Annotated in this window: 19 protein-coding genes and 1 tRNA gene; all 20 read right to left on the reverse strand. The window is 63.8% G+C overall.

All coding sequences use genetic code 11. The features are described 5' to 3' along the window. Positions 1-7 precede the first annotated feature (7 nt). Positions 8-1,486, reverse strand: coding sequence for an NADH-quinone oxidoreductase subunit M (locus tag ABG80_RS19625; protein WP_058089324.1), 1,479 nt, complete (start codon positions 1,484-1,486; stop codon positions 8-10). Positions 1,487-1,511: 25 nt separating this feature from the next. Further along, positions 1,512-3,515, reverse strand: a complete 2,004-nt coding sequence (gene nuoL / locus ABG80_RS19630) for an NADH-quinone oxidoreductase subunit L (RefSeq protein WP_058089251.1) — start codon at positions 3,513-3,515, stop codon at positions 1,512-1,514. Between the two features lie 24 nt (positions 3,516-3,539). Beyond that, a complete protein-coding gene (gene nuoK / locus ABG80_RS19635) occupies positions 3,540-3,854 on the reverse strand; it encodes an NADH-quinone oxidoreductase subunit NuoK (RefSeq protein WP_058089252.1) in 315 nt (104 codons plus the stop codon). Then, complete coding sequence (locus ABG80_RS19640) at positions 3,851-4,489, reverse strand: NADH-quinone oxidoreductase subunit J (RefSeq protein ID WP_058089253.1); 639 nt, start codon at positions 4,487-4,489, stop codon at positions 3,851-3,853. The genes nuoK and ABG80_RS19640 overlap by 4 nt, the downstream gene beginning before the upstream one ends. A 6-nt stretch (positions 4,490-4,495) precedes the next feature. Continuing rightward, positions 4,496-4,987, reverse strand: coding sequence for an NADH-quinone oxidoreductase subunit NuoI (gene nuoI, locus ABG80_RS19645; RefSeq protein WP_058089254.1), 492 nt, complete (start codon positions 4,985-4,987; stop codon positions 4,496-4,498). A 21-nt stretch (positions 4,988-5,008) separates the two neighbouring features. After that, on the reverse strand, positions 5,009-6,067 hold the full coding sequence (gene nuoH / locus ABG80_RS19650; protein ID WP_058089255.1) for an NADH-quinone oxidoreductase subunit NuoH: 1,059 nt from the start codon (positions 6,065-6,067) through the stop codon (positions 5,009-5,011). A gap of 19 nt (positions 6,068-6,086) precedes the next feature. Further along, positions 6,087-8,414 carry an NADH-quinone oxidoreductase subunit NuoG gene (gene nuoG, locus ABG80_RS19655; protein ID WP_058089256.1) on the reverse strand — a complete coding sequence of 776 codons (2,328 nt, stop codon included), beginning with the start codon at positions 8,412-8,414 and terminating at the stop codon, positions 6,087-6,089. 13 nt (positions 8,415-8,427) lie between these two features. Next, positions 8,428-9,771, reverse strand: coding sequence for an NADH-quinone oxidoreductase subunit NuoF (gene nuoF, locus ABG80_RS19660; protein WP_058089257.1), 1,344 nt, complete (start codon positions 9,769-9,771; stop codon positions 8,428-8,430). 11 nt (positions 9,772-9,782) lie between these two features. Further along, positions 9,783-10,268, reverse strand: coding sequence for an NADH-quinone oxidoreductase subunit NuoE family protein (locus ABG80_RS19665; protein ID WP_058089258.1), 486 nt, complete (start codon positions 10,266-10,268; stop codon positions 9,783-9,785). A gap of 27 nt (positions 10,269-10,295) precedes the next feature. Beyond that, entirely contained in the window at positions 10,296-11,549 is a 1,254-nt protein-coding gene (locus tag ABG80_RS19670) for an NADH-quinone oxidoreductase subunit D (protein ID WP_058089259.1), read from the reverse strand. A gap of 18 nt (positions 11,550-11,567) precedes the next feature. Beyond that, a complete protein-coding gene (locus ABG80_RS19675; RefSeq protein ID WP_058089260.1) occupies positions 11,568-12,179 on the reverse strand; it encodes an NADH-quinone oxidoreductase subunit C in 612 nt (203 codons plus the stop codon). Positions 12,180-12,194: 15 nt separating this feature from the next. Beyond that, a complete protein-coding gene (locus tag ABG80_RS19680) occupies positions 12,195-12,671 on the reverse strand; it encodes a NuoB/complex I 20 kDa subunit family protein (RefSeq protein WP_035035151.1) in 477 nt (158 codons plus the stop codon). A 63-nt stretch (positions 12,672-12,734) separates the two neighbouring features. Next, a complete protein-coding gene (locus ABG80_RS19685) occupies positions 12,735-13,094 on the reverse strand; it encodes an NADH-quinone oxidoreductase subunit A (RefSeq protein ID WP_058089261.1) in 360 nt (119 codons plus the stop codon). Positions 13,095-13,362: 268 nt separating this feature from the next. Beyond that, positions 13,363-13,447: transfer RNA gene (locus ABG80_RS19690), tRNA-Leu, on the reverse strand. 209 nt (positions 13,448-13,656) lie between these two features. Continuing rightward, complete coding sequence (gene secG / locus ABG80_RS19695) at positions 13,657-14,028, reverse strand: preprotein translocase subunit SecG (protein ID WP_058089262.1); 372 nt, start codon at positions 14,026-14,028, stop codon at positions 13,657-13,659. A 38-nt stretch (positions 14,029-14,066) separates the two neighbouring features. Next, the gene (tpiA, locus tag ABG80_RS19700) at positions 14,067-14,822 is read right to left on the reverse strand and encodes a triose-phosphate isomerase (protein WP_058089263.1); all 756 of its coding nucleotides are present in this window, start codon (positions 14,820-14,822) and stop codon (positions 14,067-14,069) included. Then, a complete protein-coding gene (pnp, locus tag ABG80_RS19705) occupies positions 14,819-17,092 on the reverse strand; it encodes a polyribonucleotide nucleotidyltransferase (RefSeq protein WP_058089264.1) in 2,274 nt (757 codons plus the stop codon). Before pnp ends, tpiA begins: the two co-directional genes overlap by 4 nt. A 206-nt stretch (positions 17,093-17,298) precedes the next feature. Continuing rightward, complete coding sequence (gene rpsO / locus ABG80_RS19710) at positions 17,299-17,568, reverse strand: 30S ribosomal protein S15 (RefSeq protein ID WP_058089325.1); 270 nt, start codon at positions 17,566-17,568, stop codon at positions 17,299-17,301. 207 nt (positions 17,569-17,775) lie between these two features. Beyond that, a complete protein-coding gene (gene tsaD / locus ABG80_RS19715; protein ID WP_058089265.1) occupies positions 17,776-18,855 on the reverse strand; it encodes a tRNA (adenosine(37)-N6)-threonylcarbamoyltransferase complex transferase subunit TsaD in 1,080 nt (359 codons plus the stop codon). Then, positions 18,828-19,772 (reverse strand): PEP-CTERM sorting domain-containing protein, encoded by a 945-nt coding sequence (locus ABG80_RS19720; protein WP_058089266.1) that lies wholly within the window; start codon positions 19,770-19,772, stop codon positions 18,828-18,830. Before ABG80_RS19720 ends, tsaD begins: the two co-directional genes overlap by 28 nt. Positions 19,773-19,796 lie beyond the last annotated feature (24 nt).

Here is a 19,796-nt window from a genome sequence, read left to right on the forward strand (position 1 = left end):
TGGGCCTTCAGTTCAGCTTGCTTTGAGCGACGTGCTTGAGCAGCTCGGTCACGGAGACGTGCATCACGTCGGTGAACGGCTTGGGCTGGATGCCCATCCACAGCACGGCGGCCGCCAGCACGGCCAGGATCAGGAATTCGCGGGCGTTGATGTCGCTCAGACCCCGCACATCTTCGTTGGTGACGTCACCGAAGTAGACGCGCTTGTACATCCACAAGGTGTAGGCAGCACCGAAGATCAGCGCGGTGGCAGCCAGGGCCCCAATGAGGAAGTCGTACTGGACCGCGCCCAGGATGACCATCCACTCGCCCACGAAACCAGCGGTGCCCGGCAGGCCACAGTTGGCCATCGAAAACAGCAGCGCGAAAGCAGCGAACTTGGGCATGGTGTTGACCACGCCGCCATAGGAGGCGATCTCACGCGAGTGCACGCGGTCGTACAGCACGCCGATGCTCAGGAACATGGCGCCCGACACGAAGCCGTGGGCGATCATCTGGACCAGGCCACCGACCACGCCAAGTTCGTTGAAGATGAAGAAGCCCAGGGTCACGAAGCCCATGTGCGCGATGGACGAATAAGCCACCAGCTTCTTCATGTCACCTTGCACCATGGCCACCAGGCCGATGTAGATCACACCGATCAGCGACAGGGTGATCACCAGCGGGGCGAACTCGTGCGAAGCGTCAGGCACGATCGGCAGCATGAAGCGCAGGAAGCCGTAGCACCCCAGCTTCAGCATGATGGCGGCCAGCACGGCCGAACCACCCGTGGGCGCCTCGACGTGCACGTCAGGCAACCAGGTGTGCACCGGGAACATCGGCACCTTCACGGCAAAAGCCGCGAAGAAGGCACCGAACAGCAGCGCCTGGGGCGTGGCACCCAGCGGCAGCTTGTGCCAATCCAGGATGCTGAAAGAACCGCCTGACTTGTAGTACAGGAAGATCAGGGCCACCAGCATCAGCAGCGAGCCCAGCAGCGTGTACAGGAAGAACTTGAAGGCGGCGTAGACGCGACGCGGACCACCCCACACGCCGATGATGATGTACATCGGGATCAGCGTGGCTTCGAAGAACACGTAGAACAGCATGCCGTCGAGCGCGGCGAACACACCGATCATCAGGCCCGACAGGATCAGGAAGGCACCAAAGTACTGGTGCGGGCGGTCTTCGATGACCTCCCAGCCGGCCAGCACGACGATGACGGTGATGAAGGCCGTCAGCGGCACGAACCACATGGAGATGCCATCGACACCCAGGTGGTACATGACGTTGAAGCGCTCGATCCAGGGCGCCTTCTCGACGAACTGCATGGCTGCCGTCGTCGTGTCGAAGTCGGTCATCAGGGGGATGGTGACCAGGAAGCCTGCGATCGAGCCGACCAGCGCGATCCAGCGTGCGGCACCAGGGTTGCCCTGCCGGCCGGCGGCCAGCAACAGGATCCCGAAGGCCACCGGGACCCAGATGGCCAGAGAGAGGATGTTGGACATGGTTTGCATGGGCGCTTCCTCGTGCTCAGGGTTGCATGAACACGAACCAGGTCATGAGGGCGAACACCCCCAGGATCATGACCAGCGCGTAGTGATAGAGGTAACCGGTCTGGAACAGGCGCACGACGGAGCCGATGAGACCGACCAGCTTGGCCGAACCGTTGACGACCAGGCCGTCGATCAAGGCGACGTCGCCGATCTTCCAGAAGCCACGGCCCAGCAGGCGCGCGCCTGCGGCCAGGACGTTCTCGTTGAACCAGTCCAGGAAGTACTTGTTCTCGCCGATGACGATGAGCGGGCGCAGCACCTTCGCGAAGAAGGCCGGGATCTGCGGGGCCACCAGGTAGAACACGTAAGCCGTGACCACGCCACCCAGCGCCAGGAAGAACGGCAGCGTCTGGAAGCCGTGCAGCGCCATGGCGGTGGCGCCGTGGAAGTGGTGGGCCAGCTCGGCCATGGCCGGGTGCTTGGTCGCGTCAACCGTGATGGCGGACTTCAGGAAGTCACCGAACAGCATGGGCTCGATGGTCAGGAAGCCGATCACGACCGAGGGGATGGCCAGCAGCAGCAGCGGTGCCGTCACCACCCAGGGCGACTCATGGGGCTCATGGTGGTGATCGCCATGGTCATCGTGGTGGTCGTGCTCGCCGGGGAACGGCTTGTGATGGAAGCGCTCCTTGCCATGGAAGACCAGGAAGTACATCCGGAAGCTGTAGAAGGCGGTCACGAACACCCCGGTCATGACGGCGAACTGGGCGAAACCAGCGGCCGGCAGGTTGCTGTGCTCCACGGCGATCAGGATCGAGTCCTTCGAGTAGAAACCGGCGAAGAACGGCGTGCCGATCAGGGCCAGCGAGCCCAGCAGCGACGTGATCCAGGTGATGGGCATGCGCTTCCACAGGCCGCCCATGTTGCGGATGTCCTGGTCGTGGTGCATGCCGATGATGACCGAGCCGGCACCGAGGAAAAGCAGGGCCTTGAAGAAGGCGTGCGTCATCAGGTGGAAGACGGCCACGTTGTAAGCCGACAGGCCCAGGGCCACGGTCATGTAACCCAGCTGCGACAGCGTGGAGTAAGCCACCACGCGCTTGATGTCGTTCTGGATGATGCCCAGGAAACCCATGAACAGCGCCGTGATGGAGCCGATCACCAAGATGAAGTTCAGCGCAGCGTCGGACAACTCGAACAGCGGCGACATGCGCGTGACCATGAAGATGCCGGCCGTCACCATGGTGGCGGCGTGGATCAGCGCGGAGATCGGGGTCGGGCCTTCCATCGAGTCGGGCAGCCACACGTGCAGCGGGAACTGAGCCGACTTGCCCATCGCACCGATGAACAGGCAGATGCAGATGACCGTGATCAGGGACCAGTCGGTCTTGGGCAGGGTCAAAGCGGTCAGGTCATTGGCCTTGGCAAACAGCTCGGTGTAGTTGAGCGTGCCGGTGTAGGCCAGCAGCAGGCCGATGCCCAGGATGAAGCCGAAGTCGCCCACGCGGTTGACCAGGAAGGCCTTCATGTTGGCGAAGATGGCCGTGGGCTTCTTGAACCAGAAACCGATCAGCAGGTACGACACCAGGCCCACCGCTTCCCAGCCGAAGAACAGCTGCAGCAGGTTGTTGCTCATCACGAGCATCAACATGGAGAAGGTGAACAGCGAGATGTACGAGAAGAAGCGCTGGTAGCCGTCGTCTTCTTCCATGTAGCCGATGGTGTAGATGTGCACCATCAGCGACACGAAGGTCACCACGCACATCATCATCGCGGTCAGGCCGTCGACCATGAAGCCGACTTCCATCTTGAGGGTGCCCAGGGTCATCCACTCGTAGACGGTGGCGTTGAAGGTGGCGCCATCAACGGCGACGGCCTTCAGCGTCATGGCCGAAATGATGAAGGACACCAACACACCCAGGATGGTGATGAGGTGGGCAGGACGTCGGCCGATGTAGCCGCCAAACAGGCCCGCCACGATCGATCCGACCAGCGGCGCCAAGGGCACCGCCAGCAGGGAGTTGAGGGAAAGCTCAGACATGGTTCTTGTTCTCCTGGCGTCGCATCAGCCCTTGAGGGTGTCGAGTTCGTCCACGTTGATCGACGAGCGATTGCGGAACAACACCACCAGGATGGCCAGACCGATGGCCGACTCGGCGGCCGCCACGGTCAGGATGAAGAACACGAAAACCTGGCCGTCCATGTTCCCCAGGTAGTGGGAAAAGGCCACGAAGTTCATGTTCACGGCCAGGAGCATCAGCTCGATGGCCATGAGCAGCACGATCAGGTTCTTGCGGTTCAGGAAGATGCCGATGACCGACATCGCGAACAGGATGGCGCCGAGCGAGAGGAAGTGCCCGAGGGTGATCGAGGTGGTCATGCCTGGCCTCCTTCTTCTTGTTGAGCGGCAGCGGGTGCCTCGACCTGAGGCGCCACCTTGACCACACGCAGGCGGTCGGCCTTCTTGACGCGGACCTGCTCACCGACGTTCTGCGAGCGCGAGTCCTTGCGCTGGCGCAGGGTCAGCGCGATGGCGGCAATGATGCCCACCAGCAGGATCACGGCGGCCACCTGCACCGGGAACAGGTAGTTGGTGTAGAGGTCGATGCCCAGCGCTTTGGTGTTGGCCACCTGGGCCACTTCGGGCGGCATCGGCTTGGCCGTGGGCAGGTCAAAGCCGCGGGTCAGCACGAAGGACATTTCCAGCGCGATGATCACGCCGATGATGCCGGCGACAGGGAAGTGCTTCCAGAAGCCCTGGCGCAGCGAGTCGGTGTTGATGTCGAGCATCATCACCACGAACAGGAAGAGCACCATCACCGCCCCCACGTACACGAGCACGAGGGCGATGGCGAGGAACTCGGCCTGCAGGAGCATCCAGACGCACGAGGCGCTGGCAAAGGCCAGCACCAGGTGCAGGGCGGCGGTCACCGGGCTCTTGGCGGTGATCACGCGGAAGCCCGCGTAGACCAGCACGAAGGCGAAGGTGTAGAAAAGTAGGCTGAAGGTGTCCATGATCGGTCAGCGATATTTCGCGTCCGCCTCCTTGTTGGCAGCGATGTCTTTTTCGTAGCGATCACCCACCGCCAGGAGCATGTCCTTGGTGAAGTACAGGTCGCCACGCTTTTCACCGTGGTATTCGAAGATGTGCGTCTCGACGATGGCGTCGACCGGGCAGCTTTCTTCGCAGAAGCCGCAGAAGATGCACTTGGTCAGGTCGATGTCGTAGCGCGTGGTGCGGCGCTGGCCGTCTTCGCGCACGGCCGACTCGATGGTGATGGCCATGGCGGGGCAGACCGCCTCGCACAGCTTGCAGGCGATGCAGCGCTCTTCGCCGTTGTCATAGCGGCGCTGGGCGTGCAGGCCACGGAAGCGCGGCGACATCGGGGTCTTTTCTTCCGGGAACTGCACGGTGATGTGCGGCTTGAGGAAGTGGCGGCCGGTGACGGCCAGGCCCTTGAACAACTCCAGCAGGAAGAAGCTGGAGACGAATTCCTTGAAGGACGTGCTCATGGTGGGGGTGTCCTCTCAGTCTCAGTTCCAGATGTTCCAGGGCGACATCATCCAGACACCCACCACGATCAGCCAGACCAAGGTGACGGGGATGAAGATCTTCCAGCCCAGGCGCATGATCTGGTCATAGCGGAAGCGGGGGAACGAAGCGCGCACCCACAGGAACATCGTGACGATGATGAAGGTCTTGATGCCCAGCCAGATCCAGCCCGGGATGAAGCTCAGGGCCTCGATCGGGGGCAGCCAGCCGCCAAAGAACATGATCGCGCACAGGGTCGAGACCAGGATCATGTTGGCGTATTCGGCCAGGAAGAACATGGCAAACGACATGCCCGAGTACTCGATCATGTGGCCGGCCACGATTTCCGATTCGCCTTCGACCACGTCGAAGGGGTGGCGGTTGGTTTCGGCCAGACCTGAGATGAAGTACACAACGGTGATGGGCAGCAGAGGCAGCCAGTTCCAGGACAGGAAGCTCAGGCCCATGTCGGCGAACTGGCCCTTGTTCTGGCTCAGCACGATTTCGGTCATGTTGAGCGAGCCTGCGGTCATCAGCACGACCACGAAGCAGAAACCCATCGCGATTTCGTACGACACCATCTGGGCCGAAGCGCGCAGCGCACCCAGGAAGGCGTACTTCGAGTTCGAAGCCCAGCCGGCGATGATCACGCCATAGACTTCCATCGAGGTGATGGCCATCAGGAACAGCAGGCCGGCATTGACGTTGGCCAGCGCCACTTCAGGCCCGAAGGGGATCACGGCCCAGGCGGCCAGGGCCGGCATGATGGTCATGATCGGACCCAGGAAGAACAGGCCCTTGTTGGCCGCCGTCGGCGTGATGATCTCCTTGAAGATCAGCTTGACCGCGTCTGCGATGGGCTGCAGCAGGCCGAAAGGACCTGTGCGGTTCGGGCCCGGACGGATCTGCGACCAGCCAATGGCCTTGCGCTCCCACAGGGTCAGGTAGGCGACGCAACCGAGCAGCGGCAGCAGCAGGGCCACGATCTTGATGAGCGACCAGACCACGGGCCACGCGGCTCCGAGGTTGGCAGCGCCAGCGTTGTAGAGGGTGTCAATCATTGCTTGTCTCCCCTGCCCTTCAGGCCTTTTCGACGCGGATGTTGCCGAAGGCAGCACCCAGCGTGGCGGTGGCGGAGTGGCCGGTGGGCACCCGCACGACGTTGGCCGGCAGGCTTGCGTCGAGCACGGCGGGCAGCACGGCCGAGGCCGAGTCTTGCGACACCTTGACCTGCGCGCCTTCGCTCAAGCCCAGCTCTGCCCACAAGGCAGGCGGCAAGCTCGCCACGGGCGCCTTGGCATCTGCGGTCGCTTGCAGCGAAGGCGAGCGGCGCACCAAAGCGTCGGCACTGTAGATCGGCAGATCGGCCAGGCGCTCCAGGGAGCCGGTGCCAGCGTTGATCGAGATGGCGGCCGAGGTGGCGTTGTTCAGCTTCGAGGGCAGCGCAGCCAGGTCACCCAGGGCGCGGGCCTTGACCTCTTCCGAGGTTTCGAAGGCGAAGTCGTTCAGGCCCAGCATCGTGCCCAGCACGCGCAGCACCTTCCAGGCCGGACGGGTCTCGCCCAGGGGCTTGACCACGCCGTGGAAGCTTTGAGCGCGGCCTTCGGCGTTGACGAAGGTGCCAGAGGTCTCGCTGAACGGCGCGATCGGCAGGATCACGTCGGCGTATTCGGGGGCAGCGCCCTTGAAGGGGCTCATGACCACGACCATCTCGGCGGCTTGCACGGCTTGCACCGCTGCGGCCGGGTTGGCGCTGTCGAACTCGGGCTCGACGCCCAGCAGCACCAGGGCCTTGATCGACTTGCCCGACAGCATCTGGCCGGCGTTCAGGCCGCCTTGCTGAGGCTGGGCACCGACGAGCTGAGCGCCCACGGTGTTGGCCGACTCGCTCAGGTAACCCAGCTTGGCGCCGGTCTTGTCGGCGATCCACTGGCCCAGGGCCTGCAGGGTCGAGGCTTGCGGATGCTGCGCGGCGGCGTTGCCCAGCAGCACGGCCTTGTTCTGGCCGGACAGCAGCGAAGCGGCGATGGCCTTGGCGGCGTCGGTGGCGGTGCCGTTGCAGGGGATGTCGATGCCAAGCTGGTTGGCGATGGCCACGGCCACGTCACCCAGGGCCTGCGCCCAGGCGCTCGGGGCCGCGGTGACGCGCTGAGCCAGGGGCATCAGCCAGTCGTCGTTGGCGCCGCCGATGGCGGACACCTTGGCGCCACGCTTGACGGCCTGGCGCAGGCGCGAGGCGAACAGCGGGTGGTCCTTGCGCAGGAAGGAGCCGACCACCAGGGCGCGGTCCAGCGTGCTCAGTTCTGCCACGGGCAAGCCCAGCCAGCGGGCGCCGGCACCGGCACCGGCACCGGTGGTGAAATCAGCGTTGCGCAGGCGGGTGTCGACGTTGTCGGAACCCAGGCCGCGAACCAGCTGGCCCAGCAGGTAGAGTTCTTCAACGGTGCTGTGCTCGGTGGCCAGCGCGCCGATGGCGGCCGCACCATGCTCGGTCTTGACGCCCTTGAGGCCGTTGGCCACGTACTCCAAGGCGGTGGTCCAGTCGACTTCACGCCACTGGCCGCCCTGCTTGATCATGGGCTGGGTCAGGCGGTCAGCGCTGTTGAGCGCCTCGTAGCTGAAGCGGTCGCGGTCGGCGATCCAGCACTCGTTGACCGACTCGTTCTCAAGCGGCACCACGCGCATCACCTTGCCATTCTTGACCTGCACGATCAGGTTGGCGCCGGTGGAATCGTGGGGCGAGACGCTCTTGCGGCGCGACAGTTCCCAGGTGCGGGCGCTGTAGCGGAAGGGCTTGCTGGTGAGCGCGCCGACCGGGCAGATGTCGATCATGTTGCCCGACAGCTCGGAGTCGATCGAGCGGCCAACGAAGGTCTCGATCTCTGAGTGCTCGCCGCGGTTGGACATGCCGAGCTCCATCACGCCGGCGATTTCCTGGCCGAAGCGCACGCAGCGGGTGCACTGGATGCAGCGGCTCATCTCCTCCATCGAGATCAGCGGGCCCACGTCCTTGGGGAACACCACGCGCTTTTCTTCTTCGTAGCGCGACTTGCCGGCGCCATAGCCCACGGCCAGGTCTTGCAGCTGGCACTCACCGCCCTGGTCGCAGATCGGGCAATCCAGCGGGTGGTTGATCAGCAGGAACTCCATGACGGACTGCTGAGCCTTGATGGCTTTTTCGCTCTTGGTGCGAACGATCATGCCCTGCGTCACGGGCGTGGCACAGGCGGGCATGGGCTTGGGGGCCTTTTCGATGTCCACCAGGCACATGCGGCAGTTGGCCGCCACCGACAGCTTCTTGTGATAGCAGAAGTGCGGGATGTAGGTGCCGTGTTCTTCGGCGGCCCGGATCAGCATGGAGCCTTCCTGGACCTGGACCTTTCGGCCGTCGATTTCGATTTCAACCATGTCTATGCCCAGTTCAGATGTAGGCCGGGACCACGCAGGTCTTGTGTTCGATGTGGTGCACGAACTCTTCGCGGAAGTGCTTGATGAAGGCACGCACCGGCATCGCGGCGGCGTCACCCAGCGCGCAGATGGTGCGGCCCTGGATGTTGTCGGCGACCGAGTTCAGCAGGTCGATGTCTTCGAGGCGGCCCTGGCCGGCCTCGATGCGCTGCACCACGCGCCACAGCCAGCCCGTGCCTTCGCGGCAGGGCGTGCACTGACCGCAGGACTCGTGCATGTAGAAGTAGCTCAGGCGCAGCAGGCTCTTGACCATGCAACGCGAGTCGTCGAGCACGATGACCGCGCCCGAACCCAGCATGGAGCCCGCCTTGGCGATGGCGTCGTAGTCCATCGTCAGGCCCATCATCACGTCGGCGGGGATCACCGGCGAGGACGAGCCACCAGGGATTACAGCCTTGAGCTTGCGGCCCTTGCGAACGCCACCGGCCAGCTCCAGCAAGGTGCTGAAGGGCGTGCCCAGCGGGACCTCGAAGTTGCCGGGCATCTCGACGTCGCCCGAGACGGTGAACAGCTTGGTGCCGCCGTTGTTGGGCTTGCCGACGGCCAGGTAGGCCTCGCCACCGTTGCGGATGATCCAGGGGACGGCCGCGAAGGTCTCGGTGTTGTTGATGGTGGTGGGCTTGCCGTACACGCCGAAGCTCGCCGGGAAAGGCGGCTTGAAGCGGGGCTGGCCCTTCTTGCCTTCGATCGATTCGATCAGGGCGGTTTCTTCACCGCAGATGTAGGCGCCGAAGCCGTGGTGCGCGTGCAGCTGGAAGCTGAAACCGCTGCCCAGGATGTTGTCACCCAGATAGCCGGCGGCTCGGGCTTCTTCCAGGGCCGCTTCGAAGCGCTCGTAGACCTCGAAGATCTCGCCGTGGATGTAGTTGTAGCCCACCGAGATGCCCATCGCGTAGGCCGCGATGATCATGCCTTCGATGACGGTGTGCGGGTTGTGCATCAGGATCTCGCGATCCTTCGCCGTGCCCGGCTCGCCCTCGTCGGAGTTGCACACGAGGTACTTCTGGCCCGGGAACGCGCGGGGCATGAAGCTCCACTTCAGGCCCGTGGGGAAACCGGCGCCACCGCGGCCACGCAGACCGGAAGCCTTGACCTCGGCAATCACCTGGTCTTGCGAAAGGCCTTCACCACCGTCCTTGCCCAGGATCTTGCGCAGGGCTGCGTAGCCACCACGGGCTTCGTAGTCCTTGATGGACCAGTTGCTGCCGTTGATGTCGGCGTAGATCTGGGGGTTGATGTGGCGGCCGTGGAAAACGGTTTCCTTGCCGGTCGCCTGGAATTGGGAGAGATCGATCATCGCCCTGCCCTTCACTTGGCTTTGGACTTCAGGAGGTCGAGCAGCTGGTCCAGCTTCTCGTTGCTCATGAAGCTCAACATCTGACGGTCATTGACCAGCATCACCGGCGCGTCGGCGCAGGCGCCCAGGCATTCGCTGGGCTGCACGGTGAACACGCCATCGGTGGTGGTGCCATAGGGCTCGACACCCAGCTTGCTGCAGACGTGCTGCAGGGCCTTTTCACCATCACGCAGTTGGCACGGCAGGTTGGTGCACACGTTCAGCTTGAACTGGCCCACCGGCTTCTGGTTGTACATGTTGTAGAAGCTGGTGACTTCATGGACGGCCATCGGGGCCACACCCAGGTAGTCGGCCAGCTCCTGCTCGCTCTCGGACGAAACCCAGCCACGCTCCTGCTGGAGGATGGACAGGCAGGCCATGACCGCGGAAATGCGCTGGTCGGCCGGGTACTTGGCGAGTTCGCGGTCGAACCGCGCTTTGGTTTGTTCGCTCAACATGGTGGGGCTGCTCGTTGTCGCGTTCACTCAGCGGTCGATCTCACCGAACACGATGTCCATCGTGCCGATGATGGCCACGGCGTCGGCAATCATGTGGCCCTTGGACATCTCGTCCAGGGCGGCCAGGTGCGGGAAGCCGGGGGCGCGGATCTTCAGGCGATAGGGCTTGTTGGCGCCGTCGGACACCAGGTAGATGCCGAACTCGCCCTTGGGGTGCTCGACCGCGGCATAGGCCTCGGACTCGGGCACGTGGAAGCCTTCGGTGAAGAGCTTGAAGTGGTGGATCAGCTCTTCCATCGAGGACTTCATCTCGACGCGCGAAGGCGGTGCCACCTTGTGGTTGTCGGTGATGACCGGACCCGGGTTGGCACGCAGCCAGTCCACGCACTGCTTGATGATGCGGTTGGACTGGCGCAGCTCTTCCACGCGGACCACGTAGCGGTCGTAGCAGTCGCCGTTGGTGCCGACGGGGATGTCAAAGTCCAGCTTGTCGTAGACGTCGTAGGGCTGGTGCTTGCGCAGGTCCCACACGACGCCCGAGCCACGCAGCATGGCGCCGGTCATGCCCATCTGCAGGGCGCGTTCAGGCGAGACGACGCCGATGCCGACGGTGCGCTGCTTCCAGATGCGGTTGTCAGTGAGCAGCGTCTCGTACTCGTCCACCAGCTTGGGGAAACGCTGGGTGAAGTCGTCGATGAAGTCCAGCAGCGAGCCCTGGCGGTTCTCGTTGAGTTTCGAGATGGCGCGGGCGTTGCGGATCTTGCTGGCCTTGTACTGCGGCATGGTGTCCGGCAGGTCGCGGTAGACACCGCCCGGACGGAAGTAGGCCGCGTGCATGCGAGCACCCGACACCGCTTCGTACATGTCGAAGAGGTCTTCGCGCTCGCGGAAGCAGTAGATCAGGATGTTCATGGCGCCGCAGTCGAAACCGTGGCAGCCCAGCCAGAGCAGGTGGTTCAGCACGCGGGTGATTTCCGCGAACATCACGCGGATGTACTGCGCGCGAACCGGCACGTCCACGCCCAGCATCTTCTCGATGGCCAGGCAGTAGGCGTGCTCGTTGCTCATCATCGAGACGTAGTCCAGGCGGTCCATGTAGGGCAGCGACTGGATGTAGGTCTTGGACTCGGCCAGCTTTTCGGTGGCGCGGTGCAGCAGGCCGATGTGGGGGTCAGCGCGCTGGATGACTTCGCCGTCCAGCTCCAGCACCAGGCGCAGCACGCCGTGTGCCGCAGGGTGCTGCGGACCAAAGTTCAGGGTGTAGTTCTTGATTTCAGCCATGACTCAGTGCTCCAGCGATCAGTGCAGACCACCGTAGTTGTCTTCGCGGATGATGCGCGGGGTGATCTCGCGCGGCTCGATGGAGACCGGCTGGTAGATCACGCGCTTTTGCTCGGCGTCGTAGCGCATCTCGACGTGACCGGACACCGGGAAGTCCTTGCGGAAAGGGTGGCCGATGAAGCCGTAATCGGTCAGGATGCGGCGCAGGTCTTCGTGGCCATCGAACACGATGCCGTACAGGTCGAAGGCTTCGCGCTCGAACCAGTTGGCGGCGTTCCAGATCGGGTTGACCGACTTGACGACGGGGAAGTCGTCATCGAGGGCGAACACCTTCAGGCGCACGCGCCAGTTGTGGCTGACCGACAGCAGGTGACTGACGACGCAAAAGCGCGGGCCGTCGGTGTAGATGCTTTCGGCACCGTCCTTGTAGGCGGAATAGTCGATGCCGCACAGGTCCATCAGCTGCTCGAACTTCAGCGAGGCGTCGTCACGCAGGGTGAGCGCCACGCTTTCGTAGTCGACTGCGGAAACCGTGATGGTGATCTCGCCGCGGTCAACGACCAGGCGCTTGATCTTGTCGCCCAGAGCGGACTCCAGGGCGGCTTGCAGGGTGGCGAGTTTCTGGCTCATGCGCGTGCTTCCTGATCAGCGGGCGATGGTGTTCTCACGGCGGATCTTGGCTTGCAGCTGCAAGATGCCGTAGAGCAGCGCTTCAGCGGTCGGGGGGCAGCCCGGCACGTAGACGTCGACGGGCACGATGCGGTCGCAGCCGCGCACCACCGAGTAGCTGTAGTGGTAATAGCCGCCGCCGTTGGCGCACGAGCCCATGGACAACACCCAGCGGGGCTCTGCCATCTGGTCGTAGACCTTGCGCAGCGCCGGCGCCATCTTGTTGCACAGCGTGCCGGCCACGATCATCAGGTCGGACTGGCGCGGACTCGGGCGGAACAGCATGCCGAAGCGGTCGATGTCGTAGCGCGCGGCACCCGCGTGCATCATCTCGACGGCGCAGCACGCCAGGCCGAAGGTCATCGGCCACAGCGAGCCGGTCTTCGACCAGTTGATCAGGGTGTCGGCGGAGGTGGTGATGAAACCTTCCTTGAAAACGCCTTCGATGCCCATGTGATTACCTCTTCAGATTCCGTTGGTGCCCTGTGGTGGGGAGAAAGGGAGGCACGGCCTCCGTCATTCCCAGTCCAGCGCACCCTTCTTCCATTCGTAGGCAAAGCCGACGACCAGGATGCCCAGGAACAACATGACAGTCAGGAAACCCGTCATGCCCACTTCCTTGAGGGCCACCGCCCAGGGGAAGAGGAAAGCGATTTCCAGGTCAAACAGGATGAACAGGATCGCGACCAGGTAGTAGCGAACGTCGAACTTCATGCGAGCGTCTTCGAAAGCTTCGAAGCCGCATTCGTAGGGAGAGTTCTTTGCCTCGTCAGGGCGACGAGGGCCGAGCAAAAAGCCCAGCAATTGGGGCGCCACGCCGACACCCACGCCAACCAGGATGAAAAGGATGACTGGCAGGTATTGCTCAATGTTCATGGCCAAGGGCTTTCTGATTGAACGTCATGCTGCAGCGCACCAAGCGTGCGCTGCGCGATTGGAACACATCGACAAAACAAAAAGCGCGCCAGGCAACCCACCAGCCGGAAATAAAACCGACTCGGCAGCGGCCAAAGCGCGCCCTCCTGAGAACTTCGAACCACGGACACGACCGCCTGACGGGGCGCTGTCGTCGCACATTTGATCAGCTACGAGCAAGCAACTGGCGCTGATCATGTGGGTGGACACAAAGACTCGTTTGATCTTTTGGTGCCGACGGCGAGACTCGAACTCGCACAGCTTTCGCCACTACCCCCTCAAGATAGCGTGTCTACCAATTTCACCACGTCGGCATTCGAATGGACGCCAAGCTGGGGACCTGACGTCAAGCTGCATCACGTCTTTGTGACCGCTTGTCGAACTTTGCTTCGGCTTGCCTGAGGATTGCTCACCGAAGACTCAGATTCTAAACCGAAAAACACTTCTTCACGCAGGGTGTGTGGCGTGAATGTGTACTTTCGTGTGCGCCCCCCGGTTGTGACCAGGGGACGCACGCCCGACCTCACTTGGTGGGGATCAGGGCGGCGCCAGATGCGGGAGCAGCGGGCGCAGAAGCCGGCGCCGCACCCGAGGCCTGAGCCGCAGCACTGGCCGCCTGCTCCAACAACGAGGGCTGCTCCGACGCGACGCCGCGGTTGGTGCCGAAGTACGCCAGCGCCAAGGTGGACACGAAGAACACCGTGGCCGCCACCGCAGTGGAGCGGGAGAGGAAATTGGCACTGCCGGTGGCGCCGAACAGGCTGCCGGACGAGCCGCCCCCGAACGAGGCACCCATGTCTGCGCCCTTGCCGTGCTGCACCAGCACCAGGCCGATCATGGCCAGCGCCGACACCACTTGCAGCAGCAAGACGATGGTCAACAAGGCTTGTTGCATGAAATCGAACTCCTGAAATCAGTGAATGCGCAGGCCGCTCAGGCCGCGCGCGCGATGGCAGCGAAGTCCGCTGCCTTGAGCGAGGCGCCGCCAATCAGGCCACCGTCGATGTCGGCTTGCGCGAACAGCTCTGCCGCGTTGTCAGGCTTGACGCTGCCGCCATAGAGCAAGAGCACCCGGGCCGCATCCGGCTGAGCCGCCTTCAGGCGCGAGCGCAGGAAAGCGTGCACGGCCTGAGCCTGCTCGGGCGAAGCGGTTTTGCCAGAGCCGATGGCCCAGACGGGCTCGTAAGCCACCACCACCTTGACAAGGTCTGCACCCAGCGTGGCGATGACGGCGTCGAGTTGACGACCGACAACGGCTTCGGTCTGACCGGATTCGCGCTCTGCCAGCGTCTCACCCACACAAACGATGGGCACCAGGCCATGCGCCAGCGCAGCCTTGGCTTTGTCGGCGACCAGTTGGTCGGACTCGGCGTGGTAGCTGCGACGCTCGGAGTGACCGACGATCGCGTAGGTGGCGCCGAACTCGCGGAGCATCGGACCAGACACCTCACCGGTGTAGGCACCCTGAGCCTGGGTGGAGACGTCTTGCGAACCGAAGGCGATGGCCGAGCCCTTCAGGGCGGCAGCCACATCGGCCAGGAAGACAGCAGGCGGGCAGACCGCCACGTCGGCGCGAGGCGCCGTCGAGGACAGGTCGGCCGCCAGGAGGCCCTGCAGCAGATCGGCGTTGGACGCACGGCTGCCGTGCATCTTCCAGTTGCCAACAACCAGCTTCTTCATGGTGCTCACTGCTGCTGTTGTTGCTGTTCCTGGCCTTGCGACTCAGTGCCAGCGTCCTGGGGTGCTTGCTCGGCGCGGGGGGCGCGTTCGCGGCGGTCGCCACGGTCACCGCGATCACCACGGTCACGACCGCGATCGCCACGGTCGCCGCGGGGGCCGCGCTCTTCGCGCTCGGGCATGCCTTCAGGGCGCTCCAGCAGGGCCTTCATGGACAGCTTGACGCGGCCCTTCTCGTCCGTCTCAAGGACCTTGACCTTCACGATCTGGCCTTCCTTGAGGTAGTCGGCCACGTTCTCGACGCGCTCGTGGGCGATCTGGCTGATGTGCAGCAGGCCGTCCTTGCCGGGCAGCAGGTTCACCAGGGCACCGAAGTCGAACAGCTTGGTGACGGCGCCTTCGTAGGTGGCGCCGATTTCCACTTCAGCGGTGATCTCGTTGATGCGCTTGATGGCGAACTCGGCCTTGGCGCCATCGGTCGAAGCGATGGTGATGACACCGTCTTCGGCGATGTTGATCTGGCAGCCGGTCTCTTCGCACAGGCCGCGGATGGTGGCGCCGCCCTTGCCGATCACGTCACGGATCTTTTCCGGGTTGATCTTGAGGGTGTAGAGGCGAGGAGCGAACTCGGAGACTTCCGTGTTGGCGCCGGCCATGGCTTCGGTCATCTTGCCCAGGATGTGCAGGCGGGCTTCCTTGGCTTGCGCCAGCGCCACCTGCATGATTTCCTTGGTGATGCCCTGGATCTTGATGTCCATCTGCAGGGCGGTGATGCCGCCGGTGGTGCCGGCCACCTTGAAGTCCATGTCGCCGAGGTGATCTTCGTCACCCAGGATGTCGGTCAGCACGGCGAACTTGTTGCCGTCCTTGATCAGGCCCATGGCGATGCCGGCCACATGGGCCTTCATCGGCACGCCGGCGTCCATCATGGCCAGGCAGCCGCCGCAGACCGAAGCCATCGACGAGGAGCCGTTGGACTCGGTGATCTCGGAGACCACGCGCACGGTGTAGGCGAAATCTTCCTTGGCGGGCAGCAGCGGCACCAGCGAGCGCTTGGCCAGGCGGCCGTGGCCGATCTCGCGGCGCTTCGGGCTACCCACGCGACCGGTTTCACCAGTGGCGAACGGAGGCATGTTGTAGTGGAACAGGAAGGTGTCGCGGAAGTCGCCGGTCAGGGCGTCGATGCGCTGGGCGTCTTGCTCGGTGCCGAGGGTGGCGATGACCAGGGCCTGGGTTTCACCACGGGTGAACAGGGCCGAGCCGTGCACGCGCGGCAGCACGCCGGTGCGGATCTCGATGGGGCGCACCGTGCGGGTGTCGCGGCCGTCGATGCGGGGCTCGCCGGCCAGGATCTGGCTGCGCACGATCTTGGCCTCGATGTCAAACAACAGGCCTTCGACCTTGACGGCATCGAATTCGACGCCTTGCTCGGTCAGGGCGGCCTTCACTTCGGCGTAGGCGGCGCGGCAAGCCTGGGTGCGAGCCTGCTTGGAACGGATCTGGTAGGCGGCGCGCAGCTTTTCTTCGGCCAGGCCATTGACCTTGGCGATGAAGTCTTCGTCCTTGGCGGGCGGCTGCCAGTCCCAGGCGGGCTTGCCGGCGTCACGCACCAGCTCGTGAATGGCCTGGATGGCGATGTTGCCCTGCTCGTGGCCGAACACCACGGCGCCCAGCATGATGTCTTCCGACAGCTGATCGGCTTCGGACTCGACCATCAGCACGGCGGTTTCGGTGCCGGCGACGACCAGGTCCATCTTGGAGTTGGCGATCTCGGTGATGCTGGGGTTCAGCACGTATTCACCGTTGATGTAGCCCACGCGAGCGGCGCCGATGGGGCCGTTGAACGGGATGCCGGAGATCGACAGCGCGGCGCTGGAGGCGATCATGGCGGCGATGTCGGCCGAGACCTCGGGGTTCAGCGACACCACGTGGATGACCAGCTGCACTTCGTTGTAGAAGCCTTCGGGGAACAGCGGACGGATCGGACGGTCGATCAGGCGCGAGGTCAGGGTCTCGAGCTCGGAAGGCTTGGCTTCACGCTTGAAGAAGCTGCCAGGGATCTTGCCGGCGGCGTAGGTCTTCTCGATGTAGTCGACGGTCAGGGGGAAGAAGTCCTGGCCGGCCTTGGGGCTCTTGGCGCACACGACGGTGGCCAGCACCACGGTGCCTTCGATGTCGACCAGCACGGCGCCGGTGGCCTGGCGGGCGATTTCACCCGTTTCCATGGTGACGGTGTGGCGGCCCCACTGGAAGGTCTTGGTGACTTTGTTGAACATGGTCATGGATGCAGTCTCCTGTTTGTGTCGGGCCACATGGCCCGGAGGGTGCCTTCACTCTGTCGCGATGCCATTCCAGCGTGCCTGCGGGCGCCCCGAGGGGGTCAACCACGCTGGAATGACACAGCGGTCGCTCGAATGAGTGCCGGCGTCAAAAAACAAAAAGCCTGTGCTGGAGGCGTCCAGACAGGCTTTTTGTCGTCATGCGGTGCTTACTTGCGCAGGCCCAGCTTCTGGATCAGCGCGGTGTAACGACCGAAGTCCTTGCCCTTGAGGTAGTCGAGCAGCTTGCGACGGCGGCTGACCATGCGCAGCAGGCCGCGACGACCGTGGTGGTCCTTCTTGTTGGCCTTGAAGTGAGGGGTCAGTTCGTTGATGCGGGCGGTCAGCAGGGCCACTTGCACTTCGGGAGAGCCGGTGTCGTTGGCGGCACGGGCGTTGTCCTTGATGATGGCTGCGGTGTTGATGTCTGCGACGGACATGGTGTGTTTCCAAAAAACATGCAGACCGTCGGCACCCGGCATCTGCCAGCGTGCGATCGGTTTCTGCGTTGAACTTGCGACACCGGGTGAAACCAACCCAGGTCGTGCGAAGGCCCTTTCGAAAACAAGACCGAAAAATCAGCCTCGTCACCAAAGGACAGCCCATCACTATATCAGGATTTCGCCAGGCGGGCGAGTAGGGTCCTGTCAGGCGGCACCCAGGGGCCAACGAGGCAACACATCAAAAGTGCGCTCCATGGATGGCTGGGCCAGGCCGGTCTGCAAGCGCATGGCTGCCGCCAGGGCGATCATCGCGCCGTTGTCGGTGCACAGGTGCAGCTCCGGGTAATGGACGCGGATGCCGCGGCGCTGGCAGGCGCGATTCAGTTGTTCACGAAGAAGTCGGTTGGCCCCCACACCACCGGCGATCACCACTCGCTTGAGCCCGGTGTCCTTCAGCGCGGCCAGCGATTTCTTGACCAGCACCTCGACGATGGCGGCCTGGGTGGAGGCCGCCAAATCCACCAACGTCGCGTTGTTGGCGGGATCCGACAGCGCGGCCACGTTGTCAAGCCAGCCGAGCCGCACCAAATGGGTGCGAACAGCGGTTTTCAGGCCGGCAAATGAAAAATCAAGGTTGCCGCTGTGCAGCATGGGGCGGGGCAGGTCGAACGCGTCTTCGCGCCCGCCCTCTGCCAGGCGCGCAAGGTGCGGGCCGCCCGGGTAAGGCAGCCCCATCAGCTTGGCAGATTTGTCGAAGGCCTCGCCGGCGGCATCGTCCACCGTCTCGCCCAGCAACTCATAGCGCCCCACCCCGTCAACCCGCATGAGCTGGGTGTGCCCACCGGACACCAGCAGCGCGATGAAGGGGAACTCGGGTGGATCGGCCGACAGGAAGGGAGACAACAGGTGCCCTTCCAGGTGATGGATGCCCAGCAAGGGCCGGTTCAAGGCCGTGCCCAGGGCGCAGGCGACGCCCGCGCCCACCAGCAAGGCCCCGGCCAGCCCCGGCCCGCGCGTGTAAGCCACGAGGTCCACATCGGCCATCGTCTTGCCGGTGTCGGCCATCACCTGGCGCGCCAGCGGCACCACGCGGCGGATGTGATCCCGCGACGCCAGTTCGGGCACCACGCCGCCGTACGCCTGGTGCATGTCGATCTGGCTGTGAAGGGCATGGGCAAGCAGGACCGGGGCGCCATTGGCCGGCAATGCAACCAGCGCCACCCCCGTTTCATCACACGATGATTCGATGCCGAGGATCAGTTGGGGAGGTGCTGCTTGGGACATGCCGCGAGTTTAGAACGGCGGCGGGCCAAGCCCAGAACCGCCAGCCCCACCCCCGCAAGGAGAAAGCCTTGCGGCTCGGGCACCACCCCCGCAGAAGCGCTGGCCCTTGCTTCCGCACGAAGAACCCCTTCCATCGACGTGCCTGCGGCATTGGTCAGCACCGCCGAAAGCACCCCGCGGTACTCGTCATGGGTCAGGCCGGTCGGCACATAGAACCATCCCGTCGGATCCATCTTGAAAGATGAGATCGTCAAGGACTTCTCCTGGTAAGACGACTGCTGGCTGTAGCCAAGTTCGGCTGTGACCAACGAAGCCTGTGCCCAGGCCGCAGCAGGGGCCTCCGGCCAGGCAAGCGCTGTCCGCTGGTCCGTCAGATCGGCCACCAAAAAGATCTCCGCGGAAAAAGTGGCACGGGTGTGAGGCGTGAGGGTAAAGGAGGCCTTGTTCGACCCCCCTTCGCCCGCGCGGACCCAGGCTGATGCAAGGATCTCGGATTGCGAGAATTCCCCGGTCGGTGTGGCGACCGCCTCCGCAGAAATCACATGCGGGCCGAGCGCAGAAGCTTCGTTGCCATTCACGCCGGCCTTGACATGTCCCTCGGCATGGTTGATGCCAGCCTGCTGGTCGGACAAATTGGAGCTCACCGTGTTGATGAACGAGCCGATGTTCGTGCAACCCCTGTCGCACCAGTAGTCGCCCACCCTTTTGGCTTGAAGGCTCCCGGAGACCCAGTTCCAGTTCGAATTGGTCTCCAGGAAGGTGATGCCGGGCGTCACGCCATCACTGAGATCGAGGTCTTCCAGTGTGACGCTCAATGCGAGACGGGCAGAGCCGGACGCTGTGGGCAAAGAGGCCGCCTGGGCCATACCGGCCAGGGACAAGCAAGCTGCAAGCGCAGCGCAGGAAATGTGCTTCATGTTTGTGCCTTGTGTGAGGTCGGT

The organism is Aquabacterium parvum, from assembly GCF_001447195.1.
GTDB classification, from domain to species: domain Bacteria; phylum Pseudomonadota; class Gammaproteobacteria; order Burkholderiales; family Burkholderiaceae_C; genus Aquabacterium; species Aquabacterium parvum.

Bases quoted from the DNA above. Each gene is read 5' to 3' on its own strand.
- ABG80_RS19625 (WP_058089324.1), bottom strand. From the start codon at position 1,486: ATGTCCAACATCCTCTCTCTGGCCATCTGGGTCCCGGTGGCCTTCGGG.
- nuoL (WP_058089251.1), bottom strand. From the start codon at position 3,515: ATGTCTGAGCTTTCCCTCAACTCCCTGCTGGCGGTGCCCTTGGCGCCG.
- nuoK (WP_058089252.1), bottom strand. From the start codon at position 3,854: ATGACCACCTCGATCACCCTCGGGCACTTCCTCTCGCTCGGCGCCATC.
- ABG80_RS19640 (WP_058089253.1), bottom strand. From the start codon at position 4,489: ATGGACACCTTCAGCCTACTTTTCTACACCTTCGCCTTCGTGCTGGTC.
- nuoI (WP_058089254.1), bottom strand. From the start codon at position 4,987: ATGAGCACGTCCTTCAAGGAATTCGTCTCCAGCTTCTTCCTGCTGGAG.
- nuoH (WP_058089255.1), bottom strand. From the start codon at position 6,067: ATGATTGACACCCTCTACAACGCTGGCGCTGCCAACCTCGGAGCCGCG.
- nuoG (WP_058089256.1), bottom strand. From the start codon at position 8,414: ATGGTTGAAATCGAAATCGACGGCCGAAAGGTCCAGGTCCAGGAAGGC.
- nuoF (WP_058089257.1), bottom strand. From the start codon at position 9,771: ATGATCGATCTCTCCCAATTCCAGGCGACCGGCAAGGAAACCGTTTTC.
- ABG80_RS19665 (WP_058089258.1), bottom strand. From the start codon at position 10,268: ATGTTGAGCGAACAAACCAAAGCGCGGTTCGACCGCGAACTCGCCAAG.
- ABG80_RS19670 (WP_058089259.1), bottom strand. From the start codon at position 11,549: ATGGCTGAAATCAAGAACTACACCCTGAACTTTGGTCCGCAGCACCCT.
- ABG80_RS19675 (WP_058089260.1), bottom strand. From the start codon at position 12,179: ATGAGCCAGAAACTCGCCACCCTGCAAGCCGCCCTGGAGTCCGCTCTG.
- ABG80_RS19680 (WP_035035151.1), bottom strand. From the start codon at position 12,671: ATGGGCATCGAAGGCGTTTTCAAGGAAGGTTTCATCACCACCTCCGCC.
- ABG80_RS19685 (WP_058089261.1), bottom strand. From the start codon at position 13,094: ATGAACATTGAGCAATACCTGCCAGTCATCCTTTTCATCCTGGTTGGC.
- secG (WP_058089262.1), bottom strand. From the start codon at position 14,028: ATGCAACAAGCCTTGTTGACCATCGTCTTGCTGCTGCAAGTGGTGTCG.
- pnp (WP_058089264.1), bottom strand. From the start codon at position 17,092: ATGACCATGTTCAACAAAGTCACCAAGACCTTCCAGTGGGGCCGCCAC.
- rpsO (WP_058089325.1), bottom strand. From the start codon at position 17,568: ATGTCCGTCGCAGACATCAACACCGCAGCCATCATCAAGGACAACGCC.
- tsaD (WP_058089265.1), bottom strand. From the start codon at position 18,855: ATGTCCCAAGCAGCACCTCCCCAACTGATCCTCGGCATCGAATCATCG.
- ABG80_RS19720 (WP_058089266.1), bottom strand. From the start codon at position 19,772: ATGAAGCACATTTCCTGCGCTGCGCTTGCAGCTTGCTTGTCCCTGGCC.